Origin of the sequence: Natrinema marinum (assembly GCF_024296685.1) — an archaeon.
Taxonomy (GTDB): Archaea; Halobacteriota; Halobacteria; order Halobacteriales; family Natrialbaceae; genus Natrinema; species Natrinema marinum.
On sequence record NZ_CP100763.1, the window covers coordinates 2,173,875 to 2,193,961 of the forward strand.

Annotated in this window: 22 protein-coding genes; 11 read left to right on the forward strand and 11 right to left on the reverse strand. The window is 66.9% G+C overall.

Features of this window, described 5'->3' with window-relative positions; genetic code table 11:
- The first annotated feature begins 23 nt into the window (after window positions 1-23).
- Window positions 24-1,355: a cation:proton antiporter gene (locus NKH51_RS10810; protein WP_254761690.1), complete on the forward strand. Its 1,332-nt coding sequence runs from the start codon at window positions 24-26 to the stop codon at window positions 1,353-1,355.
- A gap of 10 nt (window positions 1,356-1,365) precedes the next feature.
- Here the strand turns inward: NKH51_RS10810 and NKH51_RS10815 are convergent, their stop codons facing one another.
- The gene (locus NKH51_RS10815; RefSeq protein WP_254761691.1) at window positions 1,366-1,788 is read right to left on the reverse strand and encodes a sterol desaturase; all 423 of its coding nucleotides are present in this window, start codon (window positions 1,786-1,788) and stop codon (window positions 1,366-1,368) included.
- Window positions 1,789-1,986: 198 nt separating this feature from the next.
- Here NKH51_RS10815 and NKH51_RS10820 point away from each other — a divergent pair, with 198 nt between their 5' ends.
- The 3 genes from NKH51_RS10820 (at window position 1,987) to NKH51_RS10830 (ending at window position 4,803) form a co-directional block, all read left to right on the forward strand.
- A complete protein-coding gene (locus NKH51_RS10820) occupies window positions 1,987-3,645 on the forward strand; it encodes a potassium channel family protein (RefSeq protein ID WP_254761692.1) in 1,659 nt (552 codons plus the stop codon).
- Window positions 3,646-3,726: 81 nt separating this feature from the next.
- Window positions 3,727-4,380, forward strand: a complete 654-nt coding sequence (locus NKH51_RS10825; RefSeq protein ID WP_254761693.1) for an HAD family hydrolase — start codon at window positions 3,727-3,729, stop codon at window positions 4,378-4,380.
- Window positions 4,381-4,383: 3 nt separating this feature from the next.
- Window positions 4,384-4,803 (forward strand): DUF6653 family protein, encoded by a 420-nt coding sequence (locus NKH51_RS10830; RefSeq protein WP_254761694.1) that lies wholly within the window; start codon window positions 4,384-4,386, stop codon window positions 4,801-4,803.
- A 5-nt stretch (window positions 4,804-4,808) separates the two neighbouring features.
- On the opposite strand, the gene NKH51_RS10835 is transcribed toward NKH51_RS10830, so the two are convergent.
- The 3 genes from NKH51_RS10835 to NKH51_RS10845 form a co-directional block, all read right to left on the reverse strand.
- Window positions 4,809-5,201 (reverse strand): DUF7993 family protein, encoded by a 393-nt coding sequence (locus NKH51_RS10835; protein WP_254761695.1) that lies wholly within the window; start codon window positions 5,199-5,201, stop codon window positions 4,809-4,811.
- Between the two features lie 24 nt (window positions 5,202-5,225).
- Window positions 5,226-5,684, reverse strand: coding sequence for a DUF2240 family protein (locus NKH51_RS10840; RefSeq protein WP_254761696.1), 459 nt, complete (start codon window positions 5,682-5,684; stop codon window positions 5,226-5,228).
- Between the two features lie 81 nt (window positions 5,685-5,765).
- The gene (locus NKH51_RS10845) at window positions 5,766-6,401 is read right to left on the reverse strand and encodes a ribonuclease H family protein (RefSeq protein WP_254761697.1); all 636 of its coding nucleotides are present in this window, start codon (window positions 6,399-6,401) and stop codon (window positions 5,766-5,768) included.
- A gap of 275 nt (window positions 6,402-6,676) precedes the next feature.
- On the opposite strand from NKH51_RS10845, the gene NKH51_RS10850 reads away from it, so the two are divergent.
- The gene (locus NKH51_RS10850) at window positions 6,677-7,042 is read left to right on the forward strand and encodes a DUF7344 domain-containing protein (RefSeq protein ID WP_254761698.1); all 366 of its coding nucleotides are present in this window, start codon (window positions 6,677-6,679) and stop codon (window positions 7,040-7,042) included.
- Window positions 7,043-7,277: 235 nt separating this feature from the next.
- Here the strand turns inward: NKH51_RS10850 and NKH51_RS10855 are convergent, their stop codons facing one another.
- Together NKH51_RS10855 and NKH51_RS10860 are read right to left on the reverse strand one after the other, a co-directional pair.
- A complete protein-coding gene (locus NKH51_RS10855; protein WP_254761699.1) occupies window positions 7,278-7,553 on the reverse strand; it encodes a DUF8028 family protein in 276 nt (91 codons plus the stop codon).
- 164 nt (window positions 7,554-7,717) lie between these two features.
- Window positions 7,718-8,479, reverse strand: a complete 762-nt coding sequence (locus NKH51_RS10860) for a protein sorting system archaetidylserine decarboxylase (protein ID WP_254761700.1) — start codon at window positions 8,477-8,479, stop codon at window positions 7,718-7,720.
- A gap of 388 nt (window positions 8,480-8,867) precedes the next feature.
- Here NKH51_RS10860 and NKH51_RS10865 point away from each other — a divergent pair, with 388 nt between their 5' ends.
- Window positions 8,868-10,064 (forward strand): polysaccharide deacetylase family protein, encoded by a 1,197-nt coding sequence (locus tag NKH51_RS10865; RefSeq protein ID WP_254761701.1) that lies wholly within the window; start codon window positions 8,868-8,870, stop codon window positions 10,062-10,064.
- Window positions 10,065-10,156: 92 nt separating this feature from the next.
- On the opposite strand, the gene NKH51_RS10870 is transcribed toward NKH51_RS10865, so the two are convergent.
- From NKH51_RS10870 to NKH51_RS10890, 5 genes are all read right to left on the reverse strand, one after another.
- On the reverse strand, window positions 10,157-12,997 hold the full coding sequence (locus tag NKH51_RS10870; protein WP_254761702.1) for a DEAD/DEAH box helicase: 2,841 nt from the start codon (window positions 12,995-12,997) through the stop codon (window positions 10,157-10,159).
- A gap of 63 nt (window positions 12,998-13,060) precedes the next feature.
- Entirely contained in the window at window positions 13,061-13,564 is a 504-nt protein-coding gene (locus tag NKH51_RS10875) for a hypothetical protein (protein ID WP_254761703.1), read from the reverse strand.
- A gap of 105 nt (window positions 13,565-13,669) precedes the next feature.
- Window positions 13,670-14,902, reverse strand: coding sequence for an ABC transporter permease (locus tag NKH51_RS10880; protein ID WP_254761704.1), 1,233 nt, complete (start codon window positions 14,900-14,902; stop codon window positions 13,670-13,672).
- Window positions 14,899-16,164, reverse strand: a complete 1,266-nt coding sequence (locus NKH51_RS10885) for an ABC transporter permease (RefSeq protein WP_254761705.1) — start codon at window positions 16,162-16,164, stop codon at window positions 14,899-14,901. The genes NKH51_RS10880 and NKH51_RS10885 overlap by 4 nt, the downstream gene beginning before the upstream one ends.
- On the reverse strand, window positions 16,157-16,921 hold the full coding sequence (locus NKH51_RS10890) for an ABC transporter ATP-binding protein (protein WP_254761706.1): 765 nt from the start codon (window positions 16,919-16,921) through the stop codon (window positions 16,157-16,159). Before NKH51_RS10890 ends, NKH51_RS10885 begins: the two co-directional genes overlap by 8 nt.
- 435 nt (window positions 16,922-17,356) lie before the next feature.
- Here NKH51_RS10890 and NKH51_RS10895 point away from each other — a divergent pair, with 435 nt between their 5' ends.
- From NKH51_RS10895 to NKH51_RS10910, 5 genes are all read left to right on the forward strand, one after another.
- Complete coding sequence (locus NKH51_RS10895) at window positions 17,357-17,713, forward strand: hypothetical protein (RefSeq protein ID WP_254761707.1); 357 nt, start codon at window positions 17,357-17,359, stop codon at window positions 17,711-17,713.
- 342 nt (window positions 17,714-18,055) lie between these two features.
- Entirely contained in the window at window positions 18,056-18,721 is a 666-nt protein-coding gene (locus NKH51_RS10900; protein ID WP_254761708.1) for a helix-turn-helix domain-containing protein, read from the forward strand.
- A gap of 84 nt (window positions 18,722-18,805) precedes the next feature.
- Window positions 18,806-19,162, forward strand: coding sequence for a DUF7344 domain-containing protein (locus NKH51_RS18925; RefSeq protein ID WP_425606668.1), 357 nt, complete (start codon window positions 18,806-18,808; stop codon window positions 19,160-19,162).
- Window positions 19,163-19,176: 14 nt separating this feature from the next.
- Window positions 19,177-19,473, forward strand: coding sequence for a HalOD1 output domain-containing protein (locus tag NKH51_RS10905; protein ID WP_254761709.1), 297 nt, complete (start codon window positions 19,177-19,179; stop codon window positions 19,471-19,473).
- A gap of 309 nt (window positions 19,474-19,782) precedes the next feature.
- Entirely contained in the window at window positions 19,783-20,076 is a 294-nt protein-coding gene (locus NKH51_RS10910; RefSeq protein WP_254761710.1) for a PadR family transcriptional regulator, read from the forward strand.
- The last annotated feature ends 11 nt before the right edge of the window (window positions 20,077-20,087 follow it).

Genomic DNA, 20,087 nt, shown 5'->3' on the forward strand with positions numbered 1-20,087 from the left:
CACGCAGTCGGAGGTGACCGATAGTGGCGACCGAGACGGCACTCGTCGACGTCGGAATTCTCTTTACGGCGGTCGCGCTCGCTGGCGTACTGGCGAGCCGGCTCGATCAGTCGGTGATCCCGCTGTACATCCTCACCGGGATCCTCGTCGGCTCGAACGTCCTCGGCGAACTGCCCGCGCTGGCCGGCAGCGAGGTCGGGATCGGCGGCACCACCGTTACGGTTCCCGAACTGACCCTCGGCGGCGTGGACCTCCTCGCAGCGACGGGCGGCCTCGCGCTCACCGACACCGACTTCGTCGTCGTCGGCGCGGAGATCGGGATCGTCCTCCTGTTGTTCTTCCTCGGCCTCGAGTTCAACTTAGAGCGGCTGCTCGCGAGCCGGAACCGGATCGGGAAGGCGGGCACGGTCGATCTCGCCGTCAACTTCACGCTCGGGTTCGGGTTCGGCTATCTCGTCTTCGGCGGGCCGCTCGCGGCCGTGTTGACCGCCGGTATCGTCTACATCTCCTCGAGTGCGATCATCACGAAGTCGCTGCTCGATCTGGGCTGGATCGCCAACGACGAGGCCGAGCCGCTGCTGGGGATCCTCGTCTACGAGGACCTGTTCATCGCGGTCTATCTGGCGATCGTGTCGGCGCTCGTCCTCGGGGGCGGCGATGTCGCGACGGCCGCTGGACAGATCGGGATCGCGATCGGCGTCATCCTCGCCTTGCTCGCGCTCGTCTCGTACGGCACCGGCTTCTTCCAGCGGTTCCTCGACGCCGACACCAACGAGTTCGTGGTCGTCCGCGCGCTCGGGGTGACGATCCTCGTGGCCGGGATCGCGTACGCGCTGGGCGTCAGCGAGGCCGTCGCGGCCTTCTTCGTCGGGATGGCCTTCTCCGGGACCGACCACGTCCACGACCTCGAGCGGCTGCTCGAGCCACTTCGGGACGCGTTCGCGGCGATCTTCTTCGTCTGGATCGGCCTCGTCACCGATCCGGGGTTGTTCTCGCCGTCGGTGCTCGCCACCATCGCCGCCGCGGCGATCCTGACGGCACCGACGAAGATCGTGAGCGGCTACCTCGGCGGGAAGATCTACGATCTCGACGACCGCCGGTCGCTCCGGGTCGGCCTCGGGATGGCCACCCGCGGCGAGTTCTCGCTGATCATCGCGAGCCTCGCGCTCTCGGGTGCCGGTACCGGTCTCGCCGCCGGTACGGCGGAGACGATCTACGCGTTCGCCGTCGGCTACGTCCTCGTCATGAGCGTCCTCGGCACCTCGCTCATGGGGTACTCGAGCCGGATCGAACCCGTCGTCGTCGGGGTGCTAGAGCGGCGCCGCGTCGGCTCCGCTCAGCCGGCCGAAGAGTGAACCGGCCGCGTCAATCGCCGTCCGCCGGGTACTGTGTGGCGGGACTCGAAGCGGGAGCGTTCGAATCGCTTTCGACGCGTTCCAGGACGGCGAGCGTCCCCGCAGCGTACGCGACGAGCCCGGCGCCGATGACGAGGAAGCCGAGTCCGAGTCGAAGTTCGCTCGCAAGCGGGAGCAACGGACTCACACCGACGAGGGCCGCGAGCGAAACGAGTCCGGTACTCAGCCCCGTCCATCGTTTGTCGGCCCACGTCTCGCCGGTGGCGTATGCCGGATAGCGCCACCCGATGTGGAGGGTGAGTTTGAGTCCACAGGCCCAGCAGAGACCGGTCACGAGCGCGAGACTGGCATAGCCGCCGAGCCAGTAGAGGCCGCCGGCGATTCCTGCGCCTGCCACGAGTGCGATGAGTGTATCGCGAGTCGATCGGTTCATATCTTCCAGAACGCGTGCTCGCCCGTTAACTGTTCCTGGGAAGACATGACTGTGGAGCGTGGGCAAATGAGGAATAATATCCCGATAGAAGAAATGTTGTCCAAGAGAACAGTATTGAGTGTGGGACAATTTGTGCGTTAGGTAAAGCCAGTCATTTAATCGTTCAGAGCGACTACTGATAGAGACCGGGGCCACTCGATGCGTGCACTCCGAGACAGCGACGGACTCCACCCGCGAAACCTCACGAAACGACAGCGACTGCTGGTGCTGTTCGTAGCCGGGCTCGGTCTCACCGTTCTCTTCTACACGATCGTCTACAACTGGGGAATGTACGCGCTCGAGAACCGTCCCCAGTCCGTCTTCCGGTCGTTTCAGACGGTGGTCGAGACGATGACGACGACCGGGTACGGTGCCGATTCGCCGTGGTCGACGCCGATGATGAACGTGTTGATGGTGACGATTCAACTGACCGGCGTCGTCATCGGCTTCATCACGCTGCGCGTCCTCGTCATTCCGCTCTTCGAACGGACGCCGCTGAACCTCGACGACCGGCTCACGATCAAGAACGACCACGTCGTTATCGCGGAGTACCAGCACGACACCGAGATACTGCTCGGCGAACTCGAGGAACTCGATATCGATTACGTCCTCATCGAATCCGACGAGGAGGAAGCAAAGCGGCTCTCGGACGACGGCTATCAGGCGATCCACGGTGACCCGGAGCGACGATCCGACCTCGACCGAGCGACGATCGACCGGGCGTCGCTGCTGATCACCGACGCCGGCGACAAAACTGCCAGCGTCGTCCTCACTGCGCTCGAAGCGAACGAAGCCCTCCGCGTGATCAGTTTCACGGCGTCGACGCGCCGCAAAGCGGCGCTCGCGGAAGTCGGCGTCGACCGGAGCGTCGCCCCGCACGCGCTGATCGGGCAGCGACTGGCGGAGAAGGCGGCGACCCCCATCGCGGTCAACGGTCGCTCCGAGGCGGACGAAGTCGACGTTCGCGAGATACTCGTCCGTCGGGACAGTCCGCTGCACGGCGTCCGAGTGCGCGACTCGCCGATCGTGGCCCATCCGAACTTGACGCTGGTCGCCGGCTGGTTCGACGGCGTGCTGCACGTGCCGCCGACACCGGATGACCGACTGACGCCGAACACCGTGCTGGTCGTTGCCGGGCCGGAGAGCGAACTCGACGAGATCGCAAACGAGGTCGCCGGCGTCCGGTCGCGACGCATCACGACCCCATCTGAGATCATCGTCGCCGGCCTCGGAGAGGGCGGTACCGCGGCCGTCGAGGCGCTCCCGTCGGACGTGTCGACGACGACCGTCGACGAATCGGCGGCTCGGAATCCCGATCTCGTCGGCGATATCACCGAACCCGAGACGCTTCGCGACGCCGGCATCGCGGACGCCTCGGCACTGGTCGTCACCGTCGACGACGATTCGACCGCCCTGTTGACGATCGCCATGGCTCGATCGCTCTCGGACGAGGTAGAGATCCTCGCTCGAGTGACCGACGGCGAGAAGACGAAGGCGGCGTTCAGAGCGGGCGCCGATTACGTCCTCTCCATTCAGCAGGTGGCCGCGCGGCTGGTCGCGACGGAGGTACACGGCGAGCGAGTGATCGATCCGACGAGTCAGATTCGCCTCGTTCGGGCCGATTCGGAGCCGTTCGTCGGTGAGACGGTAGCGGACGTCCGTCGCGAGACCGACCGTGGTTGGACGCTCGTCGGCGTTGCCCGTGCCGATACCGTCTACACTGACGAACGCACCGCTATCGAAACGGGCGACGAAGTGATCGTCGCGGGAAGCGACGACGCGATCCAAGCATTCGAGCGAACCGTCGACACGGTCTGAGCGGTACTGCGAGCGGACCGTGACGAATGAACCTCGATCGGAAGGGATAGCTTCAACCCGCTCGAGCACCCCATACCGTCTATGCCACGGGCGGTCGTCTTCGACCTCGATTACACGCTGGCCGTTCCCCGACGCGATCGGGCGACCATCCTCGACGAGGCCACGACGACCACCGGCGCGCCCTCGCTATCGCGCGACGACTACCTCGAGGCCCACCGCCGGAACCTCACCACCGAGACGCGCGAGCCCATCTTCGCCGACCTGCTCGCAGACAGCGACGCCGACCCGGCCGCGGTCGCGACGGCCTACCGCGAGACGATCGCCGACGACCTCGAGCCGTTGCCCGGCGTCGAGGCCATGCTCGCGGATCTGCGCGGCGAGTACCGCGTCGGCCTGCTCACGAACGGCCCCGTCCGCGCCCAGCGGGACAAACTCGAGACGCTCGGTTGGGAGGACGCCTTCGACGCCGCCCTCGTGACGGGTGAACTCGAGGCTGGGAAACCCGATCCGCGCGCGTTCGAGGCGATCGCGGACGAACTGAGCGTCGACCCCGCCGAGGCGGTCTACGTCGGCGACGAGGTCGAGGCCGATGTTCGCGGCGCGACCGAGACGGGACTGCGCGCGATTCAGGTGCTGCTCGCGGACGGCCCCGGCCCGGATCAGCGCGCCGTCGCGCACGTCGAGCAACGGGAGATCGCGACCGCGCTACCGGGGCTCGTCGCCGACCTCGAGTGAGCCATGGCCGTCCGCCGCCGGTTCTGGTCGCGACACGCGAACCCGTGGAGCGTCTGGACGCTAATGGGTGCGTATCCGACGCTCGTCTGGGCGATCTACCGGCGGGATCGACGGCTGCTCGTCGGCACGCTCCTGTTCGTCGCGGCGAATCCGTTCGTCTCCCCGCCGCCGGAAACCGACGACGCGTGGGCGACGCGCGTCGTCCTCGGTGAGCGGGTCTGGCTCGAGCGTGAACCGCTGCGCTCGAGGGAGACCCTGTTCGCGGCCGCGTCTGCCCCGGTCTATCTGTGGACGTTGCGAGCGGCCGTCGACCGCCGGCGCGTCGAAACCGGCGTCGGTGTGGCGCTCTCGATGGCGCTGATGCTCGTCTTTTTCCGGCGAATGGTTCGACTGTACGACGAAGAGAACGAAGCGAGCGCGTAAGGCCGCTAGACGCGTTCGTCCTCGAGCCGCCGGCTCACCGCCTGTACCACGTCCGTCGCCCGCTTGACTTCGGCTCCGCTCTCGACGAAGACGAGCGTCCGCGGGGGCGTCGTCGCCTTCGGGCGCACCCGGAGGTCGACCTCGGCCGCCGCCTCGGCGGCCGCGTCTTGGCCGGCTTCGAACTCGAGGCGGGCGCGGTCCTCCTGGACGAACGCTCGGGCGAATCGGTCGTCGTCGCGGGTGATGTCGTAGGCGCGAGCGCCGTCCGTCGTCGGCTCGACATCTCTATCGGCGTTCGTTACCGAAAAGCGCGCGAGTTCGCCGTCTTCGCGGCCGTCGATCTCGCTCGAGAGGAGTTCGGCGATCCGGCGGCCGTCGGTGATCCGCTCTTCGACCATGCGAGTCGGTCGGCCCGCGAGGGATTAACCGTCTTCGGTGTCGAGGACGGCCTCGCGGGCGACCGGCGCGAGGTCGTCGACCGCGATCCCCTGCCGGCGCGCGTAGACGACCGCGGCGGCCTCGATCGTGAGTCCGAGCTCCCCCTGCAAGGCGTTGATCGCGCCGACGGCCTCGTGTTTCTCCATGCCCTCGGCGACCAGCGAGTCGAGGACGCGCTCGAACGCCGACCGCTCCCGCAGGAGGTCCTCGTCGGGGACGAACTCCTCGGGGACCGTCACCTCGCCGGGGTCGAACGCGACCGCGAGGCCGTCGTCGTCGCGCTCGAGTAAGCCCTCCCCGGTGGCCACGTCGATCAGTCGCTTGGCCTGATCGGGTGAGAACCAGTCCCGATCGAGCGAGAGGGCGACGACGAACTCGTTTTCCTTGAGGCGGCGAGTGCCGTTCTGGATGAACGGCGCGGCGACCGCGACGCGAAGGCTCATCGGAGACGACTCTCTCGAGGCGCGAGAAAACGATGGCGGTTCCGGGTGGATCGAGCGAAAAAGCGTGGCGGCTACCGGCGATCAGTCGGACGCGCGGCCACCGCCGTTCCGATCCGCGCGGGACGGCGGCGGGAACTCGGTCGTCGTTGGCTCGGGTGTCTCCGGAAGGACACACCGTTCGGGCTCACGGTTGACGTGGCGGTACTGCTCGGGCGCGTTCGCGAGCGGATGCGCCGGGTTCTGATCGCTGTCGATGCGGGCGGCTCGAACCTCCTCGAAGCCGCTGAGGCGCGCCTGAATGCCGCGCCAGTGATACCGCGTCGCCGCCGGGATCGAGACCGGTCGGGGCGATTTGCCGTCCGGGTGCTGGGTCGCGAGGATCGCGTTGTTGACGTTGCTGGCGAGCACGTCGTGGTCGATGAGGACACCGACCGAGGCGTCCCGCGGCGCTCGAGCCGCGAGGACGTCGAGGCCGAGATGCAGCGCCCGATATTCGGCGACGTTGTTGTCCGGCGGCGCGTCCGCGGTCGCGACGCGTGCGACGCGGGTGCCGTCGCGCGTTTCGATGACGGCGCCCAGCCCACCGCCCGAGTCACGGAAGGACCCGTCGGTAGCGACGTAGAAATCACGATGGTGGGTCCGAGGGGGATGGGCAATGTGAGGGGTGGGCGACTCGTCGAACAGGTCCCGCAGTGCGGGCCGGCCGTGAGCGGCCATACCAGCGTGTAAGCCAGTCACCCACTTAATTATGTCGCCCGTGATAACAAATGACAATGTATATCACGGGCGATGACCGAGCGACGCAATATACTTCTATACTCGTTCTCGAGAAATAAATAGTCAATAGAACTGACCGAATACGCACGGGTGCGCCCCAGAAAGCCCCGAAGTACGGAATTCGGCGGATTCAGTACGCGCGGATTACGACCGATCGATCGGGACCCAATTTGTGTTGGCAGTAGGTGTAATACCACTGGGTGCTTGGGAGATGTATGAACCAGACGAACGCCAGTCGGATGGAAGTAGCCTGTTCCCTGCTCTCGGAACCCGAACGGCGGTTCCTGCTCTACGAGTTGGCGACCGACCGGACAGCGAACATAGAGGACCTCGTGAGCCAGATCGCGGCCTGGGAACTCGACGCCCGCATCGCCGGGATCGACAAAGAAACCCGACAGCAGGTGTACGTCTCGCTGGTCCACAACCACCTGCCTCGACTGGCCGATTACGATATCATCGAGTACGACCTGCGCAGCGGCGATATCGTCCTCGAGGAGGGGTTCGACGACATCAAGCCCTTGCTCGAGCAGTTCCGACAGACCGAAGAAGAGCCAGAACTCCGCGAGCGGGCGCCGCTCTGAGACGAGTTACCGACCGGCGGTCGAGCGCCATTTCTCCATCCCGTTGCATTCGGCGGGTACGGACCCGCCGAATACGTCTATTGTCGAGTCAGATAGGGAGTCCCTGCCAGAGCGGTCCTCGAACGCCGTTGGCACGGCCCTCGTAATCGCTGCTTATCGTGCGTTACGGTCCGTCGGACAGTGAGCGTCGAGCCTGCTGCCGACCGATCCCGCGCTCATCGCGAACGGCTTCCGCCTATCGGCGATGTGCGTGGCCGACGTACAGTGCGAGGAAGTGGCCGGCGAGCAACGCGAGGAAGAGGAGCCCGTCGAGCGACGAAGACAGGCCGGTCACGAGCAACGGGACGTACAGGATCGGCATGGCGATCGCCGCCCAGAATCCGACCGCGCGAATCGGGGTGGCGAACCCCGGCGCTGCTCGCTCGAGGCGGCCGCGCTGGTCGTCGCGGCGTTCGCTCGGCGTGTTCGAACCGGTCGACCGCTGATCGGAGAGAGAGGGTGGACTCGCCATCGGAGGTGCTGCTGGTAGTTTCGTTGGTGACGAGACCCCAAATACCGGCCTAACCGTTTCGACCGGTTCGAGCGGATTCAGCCGAATCCGGGCGGTCTGAACGCGTCGTTTACGACGAAAAGGTAGGTTGGACGCGGGCCGCCCGAGCGGTAGCCACAGCCGAATCACTCCTCCCGGCCGTCGGGACCGGACGCGAGATCGAACACGCCGTCGGGGTCGCCGGCGGGCGACTCGAGAACGACGGTCTCCCCGGCGGTCATCGAGTCGCCGACGTCGACCGCGACGTCCGCGAGGTCGACCGCGGGCGGAAAGAGGAGGTCGACGCGGCTGCCGAAGGCGATGTGGCCGATCCGGTCGCCGCGCTCGACGGCATCGTCTCGCTCGAGGTAGGGGTGGATGCGGCGGGCGAACGCGCCGGCGATCAGCGTCACCTCGGCGTCGCCGACCGACTCCGCGGGCGGCGTCGACGCATCGTCCGCGACCGATTCGCCGCCGTCATCGGCGATCGTCTCGTCCCGTTCGTCGCCCGCGGCGGGCAGGTTCGGGGAGTCGGTCTCGAGGCGGACGTGGACCCGCTCGTTGCGGTCGGACTCCTTCGAGAAGGCGGGGCGGTTCGCGCCGGGGACGTGCTCGACTTCGGTGACGCGGCCGGCGAAGGGGGCGCGGACGACGTGGACGTGCCAGACGTTCATGAAAACGCCCAACCGAACCCGGTCGCCCTCCTCGCGGAGGACGGAGACGGTCCCGTCGGCGGGCGAGACGACGCCCGTCGGGGGCGGAGTGCGATCAGGGTCGCGGAAGAACGCGAGGGTGCCGACGCCGACCGCGAGCGCGACGAGACTCGCGGTGACGCTGATGATGAAGGCAAACGGGGCGGCGAGCAGGGGAAGGATGGCGTACTTCCAGGCCCCGGGTGCGAATTTCATGGACGAACTGACGACACCGCGTCGTATGGCCGTTACGGATCGCTGGCCGGGAAACAGACGCGTTCGCGCGACTTACCGTCCCGGTTTCGACGGCGGTACGGTCGCGCGTGGCCGCACGCATCGGTTCTCGGTACGGGACGATCGCCGTCGATAGCTGGCGAACTCGAGTGCGGTAGGGGCACCGCACACCGCGGTTGCTCGGCTGCAACGTGGATAGTCGGTGCGTATTCGACACCGACGCCGAGCGCCCGCGGCAATTCGGCAATGCGACCGCTATCGCGGTGACCGCGCTGTCTCGAGGGAGTTTCGCTCGGTCTATCGACGGAAATTCCCCGTTGACAATCGAGAATAACAATACGGCCCTCCGTCGGGGAGGCGGTCGTCAGCGATGAAACGACGAACGTATCTCAGCGCAGCGCTGGTGGCCACGCTGGCCGGTTGCTCCAGCACGGAAGAGTCGGGCGACGGCCCGGACGGGAGACGGGCGGACTCGAGCGGCGGCGAGCCGTTCGACGACTTCGAAACGCTCGAGGCCTGGACCGCGCCCCTCGGGACGCTCACGGCGGACGCGGATCGAGCCGTCACCGGCTCGCAGTCCGCGAAACTCGAGTCGGGCGAGGACGATCAGGTCAGGATCGTCCGGGAACTCTCCGAGCCGCATGATCTCTCTGGACTCCGGCCGAGCCTGGCGGTCACGACGGACCACGAAGCCGATATGGTCGTGCAACTGCTCGACGGCGACGGAAACCGGCTGGTCTTCAGGCAGCGCGCTCACAGCGACACGCCGCTCGTCCGGCACAATTTCGGCGTCGCGACCGTCGACGGCGAGCCGGACCTAAGCGCCGTCCGCGAGGTCCAGATCCTCCGCTGGACGGGCGACGACGACAAGGGCGCAGTGTGGATCGACGATCTCCGATTCGTCCCCGCGCCGGACACGGGGAAGGTCGTCTTCCAGTTCGACGGCGGCTACGAGACGGACTACACGGGCGCGCTACCGGTCTTATCTGAGCACGGCTATCCCGCCGTCTCCTTTGTCACCCCGAGTCGGATCCGCGAGGACCGCCGCGCCGAGGGAGACCACCTGCTCCGCGACCACCTCGACGAACTCGCCGACGCCGGCTGGACGATCGGGAGCCATTCGATGCACGGCCTCGCGCTCTCGGGGTCGGCGGAGTACGATCCCGAGGCGGAGGTCGCCGACGCCAAGGCGTGGCTCGAGGACGAGGGCTTCGAAGACGGTTCCCAGTACTTTTCCTACCCACAGGGGCGGTACGACGGAGATGCACTCGAGGCTGTTGCGAACAACCACGACCTCGCCTTCGCCGGGCGCTATCCATCGCAGGGCGTCGCCACGAACCCGCACCTCTGTACGCGGATCTCCGGCCCGGACGCCGCTACAGCGCGATCGGCGCTCGAACTCACCGCGCAGATGGGTGGCATCACGTCGCTCGCGTTCGGCCAACTCGACGAGACGTCCGTGTCGGTCCTCGAGGAGGCCGCCGGATACGCCAGCGAACTCGAGTCCGCCGGGAATCTCGAAGTCATCGGGCCGGGAGACGTGGCGGAGTCGTTCGTTCGGGACTGATCGCCTTCGTTCGCGAACGATCTCACGCGGTCCGGCAACACCCGTCGGCGTTGCTATCGCCGGTGCGGTCGCGACGTGGCGGCGACCGTCGGTCAGTCCCAGAACGCCTGCGTTCGGGCGTACTCGCGCTCCTTCGAGAGGATGTCACGGTAGAACTCGGCCTCGTCCTCGCGGAGTTTGTTGATGATCTGGGCGGCGTTGTGCGGGCCGACGCCGCGGGCGGCCATCGCGATCACGGCCCGCTTCCCGTGGCTCTGGACGAGACTCGCCGCTCGAAACGCGCGCTCGGTCATCTGGCGTTGCTCGTCGTCTTTCTCCTCGGCGCGGACCGCCTGCACCACCTCGTCGGCCCACGGGTTCAGCGAGGCGATCCGGGTCGAACCGCATTCGGGACACTCGGGCTGGTCGGCGACCCGCTTGACCTTCGTCGTCACTTTCCACTCCTTGCAGTGGGTACACAGCAGGATGACCCGGTCGTCCTGAATCCGCTCTTTGACCGTCTCGATGACGCTCGCGTCGGCGTTTTCGGGCGCGAGCAGTTCCTTGCCGCCAGACGAGCGACCGCCCTGTCCGACCGGGGTCCGGCCGCGGTGGGTCACCAACTCGAGGTCGCCCGACTGGATCCCCTCGAGCACGGCGCTCGCGCGCTCGACATCGAGATCCTCGTGGAACACCTCTCGGATCGCCTCCTCGTACATCGGCGTGTCCTCGAGCGCCGCCAGTAAGCGGTCGTTCGAGATGCGGCCCGATCCGTTCGCCTGCCAGCGCTTCAACGCGCCGAACTTCGCCGAGACCTGCGCGAGCCGGAATGCGAGCGCGTCGGAGTTTTTGAGCCCGAGTTCGACGATCGCCTCGACGTGGCCGGGGTCGGTCTCCTCGAGCACCTCGAGCACCTCGCTGGTGGCGATCGAGGTGGGCACCTCGAGTTCGATCCGGTACGGGTCGGTCTCGAGGCCGACCGAGGAGCCCGCGCGCTGGCCCAACAGTGCGGAGAGTATCCGACCGAGCGTCTCGTTGGCCGTGTGACCGAACGGGGCGTTGAGCACGATCGTCCGGCCCTGTCGCTCGAGGACCAGTCGCTCCGCCGTCGGCATCGGCGACTCGCTCTCGACCTGGCGCTCGAGTTGGCCGCAGGCCTCGGTCAGCGTGTACTCGTCGGCCGGGTAGCGGCCGGCGAGTTCGCGGCCGACGGCGGCGGCGTCGGCTCCGGCCTCGAGTTGGGGTTGCGCAACGGCGCGGATCTCGCCGACTTCGCCGGCGACCGCGGCGGGGACGGGGATCTCCTGGCCGATCCAGGAGGGCACCTCGCCGGCGGGATCTTCGATCGGACTGACCTTGACCCGTCCCTCCTCGTCGTCGATCTCGGCGATGCGCCACATCTCGCCGCGCTGGATGAACACCTCGCCGGGCTGGGCGAAGTTGACAACGAACCGCTCGTCTAGGGTCCCGATCTGACCACCAGAAGCGATGTCGTGGACCTCGTAGGTCTCCTCGTCGGGGATCATCGAGAGGTTCGCGTAGACGTACTGCCAGGTCCCGCCCGTCGTCTCGATGCGGTCTTCGCCCTCGTCGAACCAGAGGATTCGATTGCGGTGGAGTTCGGAGACGATCTCGCGGATCGTCTCCTCGGGCACGTGTCGGAACGGATAGGCGCGCGTAACGGTCTCGACGGCGTCGTCGACGGAGGTATTGCCGCGGCTCTGGACGATCGCCGGCAACTGGTTCGCGACCACGTCCAGACTGCCCTCGTGGATCGCCGCCGGCTCGACCTCGCCGTCGCGGGCCCGCCGGGCGATCGACAACGCCTCGAACGTGTCGTCCGGCCGGGTCGTGACGATCGTCCCCCTCGAGACCTCGTCTTGCCGGTGGCCCGCGCGGCCGATCCGCTGGAGCAGTCGCGTGACCTGCCGCGGGCTCTTGTACTGGATCACGTGATCGACCTGGCCCACGTCGATCCCGAGTTCCATCGACGAGGTACAGAGCAGCCCGTCTAGCTCGCCGGCCTTGAACCGGTCCTCCACGTCGATCCGCGCCTCCTTCGAGAGCGAGCCGTGGTGGACCCCGATCGGGAGCTCGAGTTCCTTGAACCGCGAGCCCAGCGCCTCGGCGGTCTGGCGCGTGTTAACAAATATGAGCGTCGACTCGTTCTCGGCGACCAGATCGCGGATCAGCCGGACGTGGCTGGCCGTGTCGGGCTCGGTCATCAGCTCGCCGGCCAGCCGCTCGTCCGCTTCGGTCACCTCGGGCTCGCAGACCGCTACATCGACGTTGCTCCCAACGTCGATCTCGCGGATCTCACAGGGCCGCCCGCCGGTGAGGAACTTCCCCACCTCGCCGGGATCGCCGACGGTCGCCGAGAGCCCGATCCGCTGGAACGGCCCCGCGAGGTCCCGCAGGCGCTCGAGACCGATCGCCAACTGCGCGCCCCGCTTCGAGGCGGCAAGTTCGTGAACCTCGTCAATTACGACGTGGGAGACGTCTTCGAGCGCCTCCCGGAGTCGCTCTCCGGTCAACATCGCCTGCACGGTCTCCGGCGTCGTGATCAGGACGTCCGGCGGGTTCTCGGCCTGCTTCCCCCGCTGGTACTGCGTCGTGTCGCCGTGGCGAACGTCGACTGCGAGATTCAGGTAGTCGCCCCACCACTCGAGGCGCTCACGCATGTCGCGGTTGAGCGCCCGCAGCGGCGTGATGTAGAGCACGCCGAACCCCTCTGGCGGCCCAGCGTCTGCGACGAGGTGGTCGAAGACGGGCAACATCGCCGTCTCGGTCTTGCCGCTCCCGGTGGGCGCGATCACGAGCGTGTTTTCGCCGGCAGACAGCGGCGGAATCGCCAGTCGCTGCGGTGCCGTCGGCGTCGAAAAGCCGCGTTCGGAGAGCGCCCCGCGAACCGTCGCTCCGAGGTGCGTAAACGCCGCGACGTCCCCGTCAGTCATCGAAATACGGTAGGGCCGAGCGGCGGATAAGAGCCACGTTTCCGGCGGCCTCGAAGGTCGAACCTACTCCTCGGACGCCGCGGATTCCTCGTCGCCTTCGTCCTCGGATTCCGCCTCGAGTTCGTCCTCGACCAGTTCGTCCGCGATCTCCTCGTCGACCGCCATCTCGCCGGGCTCGGCCGGGTCGGCGCTGGCGTCCGCGTCCGCGCGCTCGTCGGCGAACGCTGCGTTCGTTTCCGTCTCGTCGACCGTGTCGCTGCCCTCGTCCGCAGTGGACGCCTCCGTTTCGGACTCGTCGCCCGGCTCCCCGATCGGGATCGTCGCGACGGGCTCGGAGAGTTCGTCGGGGACGGCCTCGGCCGCTCGCTCCTGAAATTCGTCGACCGATCGAATGCCGTCGCCGTCCCCGCTCGAGCTACGAATTCGCCTGGCGGCGTAGGCGAGCGCGAGGACGCCGCCGGCGACGAGCGCGTATCTGGCGAGTCGACCACCGAACGAAGTGTCGGCCGTCGATTCCGTACTGGACGACGATTCCGCGCGATCGCTGGCGGGCGTTCGAATTCGCATCATGGGACGTACGGCCTCCCCCGGCAAGTGGGTTCGGGGTGTTCGAGCCGGGAACGGACAGTGTGGAGAGCGGGACACCGCTGTGGACGGCGGGCGCGGCGACACTCAGATCTCGAGGTGCTCGATACGCGCGTACCGGCCGGCCCGCCAGCCGGCGACGAGCGCGACGACCGTGCCGACACAGAGTGCGAGCGCGAAGCCGCCGGCGTAGACCTCGGGCGGCGTTCGCAGGAGGCGCTCGAAACCGAGCACCGCCGTCGAGAACCGGTTCAGTCCGAGGACGACCAGCGGCGTCATCGCGAGCCCGGCGAGCCCGCCGGACAAGCCGATGATGAGCCCCTGCGCGCCGATCGTCCCGGCGAGGACCCGCCGGGAGAGACCCACGGCTCGCAGCGCCGCGAGCTCCTCGCGTTGCTGGTGGGCCACGAGCGCGAACAGGTTCGCGGTCAGGATGACGCCGCCGACGATCGCCAGCCCGACCAGCGTCGCGCCGCTCGCGAGGACGACCGTGCGCTCCTCGAGCATCCCCTGGACCTGTTCGTCGCTGGTGCGGACCTCGTAGGTGGGGTAGGCCGCGCCGAGCTCGTCCGCGACGACGTCCCGGTCGGCATCTGCCGTCACGTCGGCGGTGACGAACGTCGCTCGGTCGGTTCCCGACGTGCCGGCGACGGCCTGTAGGTCGCCCAGCGGCACCGTCATCGCCGGCGAGCCCAGATACTGCGAGTAGTACGAGGACGTGCCGACGACGGTGAATTCGTAGCTCGAGGCCGTCTGGCGGCTCGTCCCGATGTGGACGGTGTCGCCGACGGAGACGTTCAGCGCCGCGGCGGTCCGCGGATCGAGCACGATCTCGCCGGTCCGCGGCTCTGCCGGCGGCGGGCTGAGGGCGGCCTCGCGGTCGACCCTGAACCCCTCACCCGACCGGAAGTCGAACCCCTCGTGAGTCTCCTGGACGCCGACCGCGGGCCTGCGTCGCAGGTCGGACTCGTTCGTCCCGATGTAGATGTCGTACATCGCGATCGGCGCGGCGCTCTCGATGTCTTCACGCGCGGTGAGTTCGGCCGCCATCCCGTGTGCGCCCACGATCGGGTTCTCGCTCCCGCTCGCGGACGGATCGACGGGATCGCGCGAGATCCAGATGTCGCGGTCGGCGCTATCGAGCCCCTGCTCGCCTTTCTCGACGACGCCGATTCCGAGGCTCGCCAGCACCGTCACCGAGAGGACCGCCAGCGTGACCGCACACACGGTGAGGACGGTCCGACCGGGCGAGCGCCGAAGCTGTGCGAGCGCGAGGCCCACGACGGCCCGCATTCGGACGATCGCTCCCGCCGCGCTCATCGGCCCACCTCCTCGAGCACCGAGGTTCGCGCGGCCACCGCGAGCGGGTAGGGCGCGGCGACGAGCCCCGAAAAGAGGGCGACCGCGATCGCGTAGGGGACGAACACCGGGTGGAACTGCGCGACCGCTCCCGGCGCGACGGTCGCGCCGGCAATAGCGTTGACCCCGACGATCCCCGCCGCCCCGAGGCCGACGCCGACGAGCCCGCCGACCAGCGTGGTGATCCCCGTCGACACCGCGACGATGGCCAGCCGACCGCGAGTCGGGACGCCGACGGACTCGAGGACGGCGAGGGTACGCCGATCTTCGTCGACGGTCATCCCCATGGTCGTCGCGACGAACGAGGCGCAGATCGTCACGCCGACCACGAGCGCGATGACGCTGGTCGCGAAGGCCAGCCCGTCATCGAACAGCGACGACGGGTCGGTCGTGCCGGCGACCTCCACCGCAGCGGCTGGGTAGGCGTCCGCGGCGGCCGACTGCGCCGCCGTCGGCTCGCCCCAGACGAGGACGCGATCGGCCAGTCCGCCGTCGGCGGCACCCGAAAGCGACTGGAGGTCGCTCAGGTGAACGAGCGCGACCGGCGCGTCTGTCCCGCCCGCTCGGCCGTCCGCGACCGCGGTCACCGTCACCGAGGGGCCGCTCGAGCGCGTCGGTCCCGTCGAGACGGTTAGCTCGTCGCCCGTCGACGCGTCCAGCCGCTGTGCCGCGGTCTCCGAGAGGACGATCTCGCCCGTCCGCGGGCCGTCGTACGAGCCGTCGGCATAGCGGGGATCGCCCGGCTCGAGGCCGGCCGTCGACAGGCCCGCGACGGTCCGCGGCTCCTCGTCGGGGACGACGCCGACCAGTCGGACGGTTCTCGCGTCGCCGTTCGGCGGTCCGAGTCGAACCGTCTCGACCAGCACCGGCGAAGCGTGGTCGACGCCGTCGCGGTCGCGGATCGCCGCGGCTCGCTCGTTGGTCGCGCCGAGTCGCGGCCCCTCGACGCCGTCGACCGACGAGAGCGTGCCGCTGGCCTCCGGCGTGACGGCGACGGCCGCGTCGTCTCGCCCCGTCACGCCGCCGTCGGCCAGCGCCAGCGCGACCCCGGTCACGACCACCAGCAGCGCGATCGTCAGCGCGACGGTTCCGACCGTCGAGACGATGCGGCCCGTCGTCGTCCGCGTCGCTCGCTGCCACCACCGCGCGAGCGTCAGGCGGACGAGTCCCGACCAGCGCGTTCGTCGGTCCCCCTCAGTGCTGCCGGCGACGCCGTCAGCCATTCCCGACCACCCGCCCGTCGCGGAGGGTGACGACCCGGTCGGCGACGGACAGCGTGGCCTCGTCGTGCGACGCGACCAGCACCGCCCGATCGCGCCCGATATCGGTCAACAGCTCGAGGACATCCGCGCCGGTCGCCGTGTCGAGTTCCCCCGTCGGCTCGTCGGCGACGATCACGTCCGGATCCGTCGACAGCGCCCGCGCGATCGCGACCCGCTGGCGCTCCCCGCCGCTGAGTTCGCCGGGCAGGTGTGTCGCGCGGTCGCCGAGGCCGACGGCCTCGAGCAGCCGCTCAGCCCGCGCTCGCCGATCACCCCGCGGGACGCCGGCCTGCACGAGCGGAAGCGCGACGTTCGCGCGGGCCGACAGCGAGGGCAACAGGTGGAACCGCTGGAAGACGATCCCGATGTGTCGACGCCGTAGCCGCGTTCGCTCCGCGTCCGACAGCTCCGTCATGTCGGTCCCCCGCAGTTCGACGCGCCCCGCCGTCGGCACCAACAGCCCCGTGACGGCGTGGAGGATCGTCGACTTCCCGCTTCCGCTCGGTCCCTCGAGCCCGACGATGGTCCCCGACGGGAGCTCGAGGGAGACATCGCGGAGCGCGGTCACCGTTCGCTCGTCGCTCGAGCGAAATCGGCCGCCAGTCGCGCCGTACTGGTGGCTGACGCCCTCGAGTCGAACGGCCGCCGTCGATTCGCCCTCGTCGCGGTCGCCCCTCGCGGCCGACGAGCCCGAATCCTGTACTGATTGATCGAACATCCCAAGAGTCTCACTGTCAGCGGACGGTCCACCGACTCATTGTTTCGACCCGGTTACCCCTGCCAGCAGGCAGTTACCGTCGGTTCGCGATCAGAAACCGTCACCCGTGTCGGGTCCGAGCGACGCTTCGCTACCGTTTCCACCCGTCACGGGCCGTCTGGGACGCGTGACCGGCGATCGGTCGTCCCGACGCTAGATCCGCGAGTAGGGAGCGCCTTTGGGCCGACTGGCTCCTGAAACGGCGACGTACAGGTTAGCGCGCAGTCACGTCACCGCCCGCGGCCGGCGGCCGCCGACCGTCGACGCCCGAGGCGACCGCTGGAACCGACTTCGTCCGAAGGCAAAGCGAAGCCGCCTCGGTCCGAAAACGGGGCGGAACCGACGCAGCGCTGCTCGAGTCGCCGGGACACGGTCGGGTCGAAGAGAACGGAATCGATGCTCGCGTCGCTCGACGGCGACGACATCGACCGCGTCCGCCTACTGAGAGGTCTGCCACCAGTCTTGATTGCCGGGGATGTTGTCTTCTTCGTCCTCGCCGACGGGACTGGCGTTGACGGTGACGAATCAGTTGTTGCCGCTGAAGGGAGTCCACTCGCGGTTCATCTCGAGCATCTGGGGCCGGTGTTGGTCGTCGTCGGCATCGGGAATGACCCCGAGATCGGGTCGTACGCCCCGATATTGGCGTCCTGTGGGACGTACCGCGGAACGACTCGAACGATCGACGTGAGTCACTGGGTCGTTCGATCGGTAGTCATCGGGAGTCTCCGCCAGCGGGTAGAAACCGATGAGTAAGGGAAAGTACCAGCCGTGCAACCTACGTAGTCACCCGGTACCACAGGTAATCGGATCTGTCGGCCGAAGAGGATGTAGGCGACCAGCCGACGCCATCTCCCCTGAAACCGGCTTCACCCCATCGAAAGTGAGGGAAGTCATCCGCCTGGGTAGCGATGGACGACGGACCGCCCGGTATACCTGGTCCGACGGCGATTCGGCCACGTCTCTGCGGAAGTGCGTCGTCGACCTACGCGATACTCGGACTCTGCTCGAAATATTTTTTCCAATGTCTAATTTCATACCTGCCAGCCTTCGTGTGATGGCAAGTACTCTTGGGTGACCACGTCATAGAGACTACGAATGAGTGTAATCGCCGAGTTCACTATCAAATCGAGCGAGTTCATTCTCGGCCAAGTGCTCGCTCGAGATCCGGAAACACACATCGAGATGGAACGCGTCGTGCCCGCGTCCGGCCGCGTGATGCCGTATCTCTGGGTTCACGGCGGCCACTTCGAGGAGTTCGAAGCGGCCGTCCGGTCGAGTGACCACGTCAAGAAACTCACCGCGCTCGACGTGGTCGAAGACGACGCGCTCTACCGGGTCGAGTGGGAAGACCCCATCGAAAGCCTCATCTACGGCATGTCCGAGACTGATGCGACGATTCTGGAAGCCAGAGGAAACGAAAAGTGGTACTTCCGAATTCGATTCGATACCCACGCGGGTCTCACCCAATTCCATAATTACTGTACGAGCCACGAAATCCGGTTCCAGTTAAACCGTGTCTACACGCTCGAGGAAGAACAACAGGGAAGCTACGCGTTCAACCTCAGCGACGCCCAGCGACGCACGCTGGTCCTCGCCGTGGAAAACGGGTATTTCGAAGTACCGCGCCGAGCCACGCTCGGAGACCTCGGCGGGGAACTCGGAATTACCGAACAATCCGCTTCGGAGAACGTCCGCCGCGGTGCTGACAGGGTATTGAAAAAAGTTCTCCTCGAGCGGTCCGCCGCTGACGTTCAAGAATAATTTCGTATTATAAGGGGGAGGGACTTAACGCGGCTGAAATAACAAGCGGTATCTTCTGGCATACTTGCTCAGATTATTCGATGTATGTACACAGACGACCAGATCGATTGGACGAGTGTGTTCAGCGCATTGACCAACGAGCAGCGCCGAAACGTAATTCGGCGTCTAATGCAAACAACGGGTACTACGACGCTTACCGAGCTCGCGGAACATCTGTCCGGAGACGACCATATCAGGGGAGAAGGGAGCGATGCTGATTGCCTCAGGACGGAACTGTACCACGTCCATCTCCCGAAGCTCGCGGATGCCGGCCTCATCGTCTGGGATCGGTCGCAGGAAACGGCCAGTCTCACGACGCTCGTTTCGCACCTCCCAGTGGGTGTGATTCTTCCCCACCCAGCCACTATCAAAAGTACCGCGAGAAAACAATCGAGCGACTAATACATGATGGGAAGATGGGAAGTGAAATTACTCGCACGGAAGAGACGGAGGCGATATACGATCCGGTGCTCGGAGACGACGGCGAATCGATAACCGCGCGGATAGTGCGATGCGTCGCAACGACGCTGGACAGGGATCCGACCGGACTCCCACCGATGTTCTACGCGATCAACACCAACGCGCTCGACAAGCTGTATCCGCCGATCGGTAACGGAAACGCCAACGTCTGGTTTCGGTACGCCGGCGTCGAAGTCCACGTGCGAAACGAGGGATCGATCTGGATCGTCGCCCCGGAATCCCTTCTCGACTGATTCGTAACTCTATCCGCGCGTGAGAACAATCGCTAGGTAGACGGCGGCCACCTCGAGGCGGCGAGCAGTTCCGGAGTCGCGGCCTGGGAATCCTGCTGTGACGGTAGTGAACACCGATAGCGGCCGGCCGCAGCAGGGGGCCGCTCGGACTACCGTCGTCGACTGACAAGACCACGGCAGCGATGGACTCGGGCCATCGACGGCTGACACGTAGAGCCGCCGTGGTGATCGACACGATCGCTTCCTGTTATTTGTATTAGAACAGCTGATCTCGGAATTTTTATCCACCGAGAAATAGACGTTCACGGCGTGTACGATCTCACCGCATTCCAACGCGACCTGCTGTACGCGATCGCTGGCCAGGACGAGCCACACGGACTCGCGATCAAAGAGGAACTCGAGGACTACTACGAAAAGGAGATCCACCACGGGCGACTCTATCCGAACCTCGACGACGTTGTCGACAAGGGGCTCGTCGAGAAAGGCGAACGCGACCGCCGCACGAATTACTACACGATCACTGCTCGCGGCCAGCGGGAACTCGAGGCCCGTCGCGAGTGGGAAGACCAGTACATCGGCGAGTCATTCGCAAACTCCGAGTGAGTGGACGAGCG